This window comes from 'Vigna radiata' phytoplasma, from assembly GCF_030586915.1.
Classification (GTDB): Bacteria; Bacillota_I; Bacilli_A; order Acholeplasmatales; family Acholeplasmataceae; genus Phytoplasma; species Phytoplasma australasiaticum.
The window spans coordinates 1-6205 of sequence record NZ_JAOSIS010000029.1 but is presented as its reverse complement, the minus strand read 5'-3'; the positions used below and the strand labels follow the sequence as shown (position 1 = coordinate 6205).

Sequence of the window (6205 nt, the reverse complement as noted above, 5' to 3'; positions counted from 1 at the left end):
ATATATCAACCCCTTTTCCCGATACCATTGAATAACTAGCAAATTACTTTCTTCTTTCGCCCTATAAGAGTGATTAACTCTCTTCTTGGTAAGACGATTAACTAAATTATTCCAAATTTAGGTTTACCTTTACGACTACTAAGAAAATGCTTTATCCTTGATCATCAAGGTTTTTATCTCCGGATTAGTAAACTTAATTACTCAGTTTTAGGATGCTCCAAGTTACACTAAAATTCTACCATAATTCTTTAGGGGAAGTATCCTCGTTAAGAGGCTGATTCCAGGTTTCTTTATTTGATAAACTATCCAATACAAAATATAAATATTGATAGATTCTGGACTGTCCGTTTTAGCAACTTCCGGAACAGGTTTTAGGATTACATCAATTTTCCTTCTTAGGCCATCTCAGGCTTCTCCATCGAATTGTTAGGTGGCGGGTGTCATATTGACACTAATTGGCTTTCGTCGCAACCCGCTTTTTATGGTCTGCTATAATTCAGTATTCTTTCGTTTACTAAACCGACCATCTCCTTTCAGGGTTTATCGGCCCCTGGCTATTGGTTAGATAGCACGAAATTTAGGCCTCTTTTACGCCCGATGATATAATGTAAATATGTAAATATTTTATTTTTTGTTAAACAATTTTTTAGTTTATAGATAAAAATAATAAATATTACTTCTTATTTATCATAACAATAATAATTGAAAAATGATCATTTTTAAAAAAAATTATAATATTAAATATAATTTTTAATTTTAAAAATAAAATCTGTTCTAAAAATTAAAAAAAGACTAACTTTCTGGTTAGTCTTAAAAAATATTGCACAAAAATAAAAAAATATTATTAATAAAAAAGATGTTTTTAATTAAATTTTACTAAAATATTTAAATTTTTTTAATTTCTTAAAAATTAGTATTTTACTTAATATTTTGTGAATTTTGTTTATTTTTAATATCTTCATTAACTTTTTTTATTACTGAATATGATTCTTGAAATTTTTGATTATACTTAGTAATTACAAAATGATTAATAATTTCAAAAATAAAAGGAACTATAAAAAATATTAAAAAACCGAAAATTTTCAATATTATATGATCGAAAACATTAAAAAGAATAGGTGACTCGCTTAAAATTATTATTTTTGCTAATATCTCTAATGGATTATTTACATGACTAAGTAAATATTTTTGTATTTCGGAATACTTATCATTTATAATTGAAATCCATTTAGAATATTGTTGTTTTTGTTGTTGTTTTTGTTCTTGTGTCATTTGATATAAAAATTCATTAGTTTTATTAATTTCTTTTATTATAAGAAAACATTTATTAAAAATTTTTCTCTTTCTGAAAAAATTTATAATAACAATTATAATCGCCATAATCACTAATAATAAATGTAGAATATATCCATATTTTATTGAATTATTAAAAAATAATAACATAAAAAAACTCCTTAATAAAAAAATTATTTACAAAAAAATATATTATATTATTTGATTAAAATGTTATTGATTTTAAATTTATTAATTTTTCTATAAATAATAAATTAAAAAATATTGTTGTGTAAAAAAATGAAAATATTTTTTTAAATTTTAAAAAATTTAATTTATTATACACATTCTTTTTTTAATTTTAATATCAACAATAGTAAATTATATATTATCAATATATAATAAAATGCAATTATAATATAGTAATTGTTTCTTTGTTTAATTAAATATTATACATTATTTTTTAAAAAATAAATTTTTTAAATCAATAAGTTAATTATAATTTGCAAAATATATTTAAATAAGTTAAAAAGAATTAATATAAAAAAATCAATAATTATATATTTATTATTTTTTTTAAAAATTATTTTTATTTAAAAAAAGATAAAAATAATTACTTTTTTAATATTTTAAAAAAATGTAGTAATTACAAATTTTTAATTATTTATAAATATATATTGTAAAAATTTAATAAATATATTTATTCAATTTTTTTTATATTATGTTAATAATTAAACTTAAATTAATATAATCAATTATTGAATATAGAAAAGATAAATTACTTTTTATAGTTATATGATAACAATTTCTTATAATTATACGATCTAATATATAAAAATTAATGAATATTTTTGAAAATTGAAGACTTTCAATAATGGTATTACAATAAATAAAAATAAATCAAAAGAAAACGAGATGATATAAAAATATTTACAAAATTAAAGTTAAGTGTTATCTTCTTAACAAAAACATAAAATTTTAATTATAATATAATTAAAATTTAAAAAATAAAAGGAGATTTAATAAATTTTTACATTACGAAATCACTTTAAAATAATTATTATTTATTTACTAATCTTTTTAGGAATATTATTTATTTTTTATAATAATAAATTAATAGCTATGGGTAACAAATATAGTAATAATAATGAAATTTCCAATGATGAAGAATATGCTTGGCATTTACAAGCGGAATTAGCAATACAAAACGAATTAACACATTTTAAATTTGATAGCGACAAAAAAGCAGAACTTTTAAATGAAAAAAATGCTATTACCACGAAAATCAATAAATATAATAAAAGAAAAAACAATAATAAAGTATTAACTACTCGTCATGATCAACCTGAAAGTTCTCAACAAAATATCATTTCGACAATAGAAAATAATGAAAATAATTCATCAGATGATAATATTCAATATATGAACTTAAGAAAAAATTATTCTCATACACCTTCCATTGATAAACCAGAAAGTTCCAAAAAAAAACAATTATAAATAATTATAGGAGATTTAATTAATGTTAAAATTATCAAATCAATTTAAAATAATAAGTATTTGTTTATTTATTTTTTTAGGATTATTATTTATAAATAATAATAATCAAATTAAAGCGATGAATAATAATGATCCTGGAACAAGTAACAATATTTATAATTCTTTAGGAGAATATAGGAAATATCAAAATTTATTATTAGAACAACGAATCAAAGCGCAAGAAGTTATTAATGCTTTGAAACAGCAAGTTTCAGAAAATGACAAAAAACTTTTATTTGAACAGCTTGAAACGATACATAAACAAATTATTTTAACTCAACAAAAACACTTAAATATTCAACAACAAATAACTACCAAATTAATTTTTTTAAATCAAATAAAAATATTAGAGCAAAATTATTCATTATTAATGCAAGAAATGATAGAAATAATTAACAATACACCACTTTACGCTTCAGAAGAACAAATAAATCTTTTAAGAAATAAACAAATTATGATAAATCAAAATCAAGAAAATATAAATCAAATATTAGAGCAAATGAATCAATTGCCTATTCCTCGAATTAATTTATCTCATAATAACACCTCGCAAAAACGTTAAAATAATTATTTTTTTAATCAATTAAATTAAAAATAAAAAACCTCTCTTTTTCGGAAGAGAGGTTTTTTATTTCGAATCACAAGAAAACTAAAAATTTATTAATAAAAAAATCCTAATTTTTTTAAAAAATCGAAAAAAAACAGTCTAATTTATAAATTTATTAAATAAAAATAATTAATTTATTATTCATTGCTCAAATAATAATAAAAATTATTAATTATTAATTAAATTATTGATTTTATTATTGTATATTGTTTATTTTAAAAATTTTTAATTTATTGTTTTGTTTTTAAATAAAAAAATAGTCTTTTGTAGTGTTGTGTGTTTAATAACATTAATTTATTATCAGATTTAAGATAATAAAATATTTTGTTTTTTAACAATTATAAAAAAAATTGAAAATTATAAAATTGTGTATACTTATATATGGCTATACATTTTTTTATTATGTATAGTATATTTAAAAAAATATATTTAGATAGAGGGTATAAAAAAATATAAATTAAAAAGATAAAAGTACTATTATAGCTTTAATAATCCAGTACAATATGATCATAATTTTATTATTAAATTGTATTTATATAAGTTTTATAAAATTTTTATTATATAGTATATTTAAAAAAATATATTTAGAAAGAGGGCGTAAAGAGGCCATAAATTCAATAGACTAACGTACTATCTTATCCGGAATAAGGGCGCAAAAGATGCGCATAATTCCGCTATTTAACGAATAGCCTGGAGTGATAATCTCCAGAGGTCACGTAAACACTGTAAGGTGGGCTTGATTAATTATCTCGAAAGAGTAATTGATAACAGCAAAAGCACGCAAGCGCGATGAGACGAAATATCTAGTCAATAAGTCAGCGCCAGACCAGAAGTTAAGGAGAAGGTGAAAATCCCTAAGCGGTTAAAAAGGCATATAGTGATTAATACAAATCCACAGAAAGATATTGACACTGTGATGAAAAAAAGATTAATGAAAATATTATTCGTTTCATTAAAATTATCTGTAAGATTAAATTATTTAATCCCTTTTTCGCTATATATTTATAATGAAAAATAGATTTCATGAATGCCTTTAATCTTTAAAATATTAGAAACAATGCACCTAACACTTCTCGTAGAATTATGTCGTAACTTTGATCTCCCTAAAAGCACCACCAAAGGGTTAAAACTAACAGCTGTTAGGCTCAAGGGAAAAGCGAAACTTACAGTAGTCGTCAGTTTAATTCTAGAATTGGAATATTTTAGAAGAACCTGACCACGGCGAAGGGTAATAACCTTTACATGGCGAAAGAGTTTCAATATCTGTAATCAGATATTAGGCGCCGGATGCTTGGAAACTTGCTTGTCCGGTTCTGTGGGGGGCTAATTGCGAATATGAAAGTTAAATTATCAATGCACTTTCTAAACCGAGTTAATCTATCCCGATTGATATGAGACCGCATAAAAATCTAAAGATTGGCTTGGCAAATTATCTCGAAAGAGTAATAAGTAACAGCAAAAGCATGAAAGCGATGTAAAATAAAACAACTAAATTGGAAGCATTCGCAAGGTTAGCAGTAATGGAAAAGGTGAAATTCCCTAAACGGTTAAAAATGTTGTTAATAAATAAACCTCGATGGCAAGTTGTTATAAGCCAAGAGCTCTAAGACGCTTAATTTAGTAAATCTTTCGCAAATTAAGATTATTCCTAGTAATCCTTTGATGGATCACTTAGAGAGCAAAATTCGTTCTTAGAAAAGAATAAATAAATTTTTCAAAACAAAGAACGTAAACTGTACCTAAAACTGCACGTAGAATTTATGAGTAACTTTGATCTCCCTAAAAGCACCGCCAAAGGGTTAAAACTAACAGCTGTTAGGCTCAAGGGAAAAGCGAAACTTAGAGTAGTCGTCAGTTTAATTCTAGAATTGGAATATTTTAGAAGAACCTGGCCACGGCGAAGGGTAATAACCTTTACATGGCGAAAGAGTTTCAATATCTGTAATCAGATATTAGGCGCCGGATGCTTGGAAACTTGCTTGTCCGGTTCTGTGGGGGGCTAGTTTGGGATATATAATGAAATAAATGTATTATTAAACTCAACTATTCTATCCTGATTATTCTAATTAATGAAAAAAATTAAAAATATTTGTTTTTTATTTATAATAATGATTATTTCAATAATCGTTTATAACTCATACAATACAATTAAGCCGAATAATTCTAATTTTAAAATAATAAATAAATCTGATAATAATTATGATGATCGAATATCTGAAAATAGTTTTGATTCAACTTCTACAACGCAAACCTGGGCGCCAAAGAGGCCTAAATTTCGTGCTATTTAACCAATAGCCAGGGCCGATAAACCCTGAAAGGAGATGGTCGGTTTAGTAAACGAAAGAATACTGAATTATAGCAGACCATAAAAGCAGGTTGCGACGAAAGCAAATTAGTCAAGAGGACACTGCCACCGAATAATTCGATGGAGAAGCCTGAGATGGCCTAAGAAGGAAAATTGAGGTAATCGTTGAACCTGTTCCGGAAGTTGCTTAAACGGACAGTCCAGAAGCTATCAATATTATAGGTTTGTATGGGATAGTTTATCAAATAAAGAACCTGGAATCAGCCTCCCTAAGGAGGATACTTCCCCTACAGAATTAAGGTCGAAATTTAGAGTAACTTGGAGAATCCTAAAACTAAGTAATTAAATTTACTAATCCGGAAATAAAAGTCTGGATGGTCAAGGATAAAGCATCTTTTTAGTAGTCATAAGGGTAAACCTAAATTTGGAATAATTTAGTTAATCGGCTTATCAAGAAGAGAGTTAATCACTCTTATAGGGCGAAA

General features: G+C 24.1%; 4 protein-coding genes and 1 pseudogene. 4 read left to right on the top strand and 1 reads right to left on the bottom strand.

Annotated elements, in window-relative coordinates:
• Positions 1 to 918: 918 nt before the first annotated feature.
• The gene (locus tag OC710_RS02330) at positions 919 to 1443 is read right to left on the bottom strand and encodes a hypothetical protein (protein ID WP_255872744.1); all 525 of its coding nucleotides are present in this window, start codon (positions 1441 to 1443) and stop codon (positions 919 to 921) included.
• An 855-nt stretch (positions 1444 to 2298) separates the two neighbouring features.
• On the opposite strand from OC710_RS02330, the pseudogene OC710_RS02745 reads away from it, so the two are divergent.
• The 4 genes and pseudogenes from OC710_RS02745 to OC710_RS02310 form a co-directional block, all read left to right on the top strand.
• Positions 2299 to 2352 (top strand): annotated as a pseudogene (locus OC710_RS02745) (SVM family protein); the annotation flags it as partial.
• 42 nt (positions 2353 to 2394) lie between these two features.
• A complete protein-coding gene (locus tag OC710_RS02320) occupies positions 2395 to 2769 on the top strand; it encodes an effector protein (protein ID WP_304514991.1) in 375 nt (124 codons plus the stop codon).
• Positions 2770 to 2791: 22 nt separating this feature from the next.
• Positions 2792 to 3370: an SVM family protein gene (locus OC710_RS02315; RefSeq protein WP_304513468.1), complete on the top strand. Its 579-nt coding sequence runs from the start codon at positions 2792 to 2794 to the stop codon at positions 3368 to 3370.
• A gap of 2114 nt (positions 3371 to 5484) precedes the next feature.
• Positions 5485 to 5703, top strand: a complete 219-nt coding sequence (locus tag OC710_RS02310) for a hypothetical protein (RefSeq protein WP_304513469.1) — start codon at positions 5485 to 5487, stop codon at positions 5701 to 5703.
• The last annotated feature ends 502 nt before the right edge of the window (positions 5704 to 6205 follow it).

Coding starts and splice junctions, on each gene's coding strand:
- OC710_RS02330 (WP_255872744.1), bottom strand. CDS start 1,443: ATGTTATTATTTTTTAATAATTCAATAAAATATGGATATATTCTACAT.
- OC710_RS02320 (WP_304514991.1), top strand. CDS start 2,395: ATGGGTAACAAATATAGTAATAATAATGAAATTTCCAATGATGAAGAA.
- OC710_RS02315 (WP_304513468.1), top strand. CDS start 2,792: ATGTTAAAATTATCAAATCAATTTAAAATAATAAGTATTTGTTTATTT.
- OC710_RS02310 (WP_304513469.1), top strand. CDS start 5,485: ATGAAAAAAATTAAAAATATTTGTTTTTTATTTATAATAATGATTATT.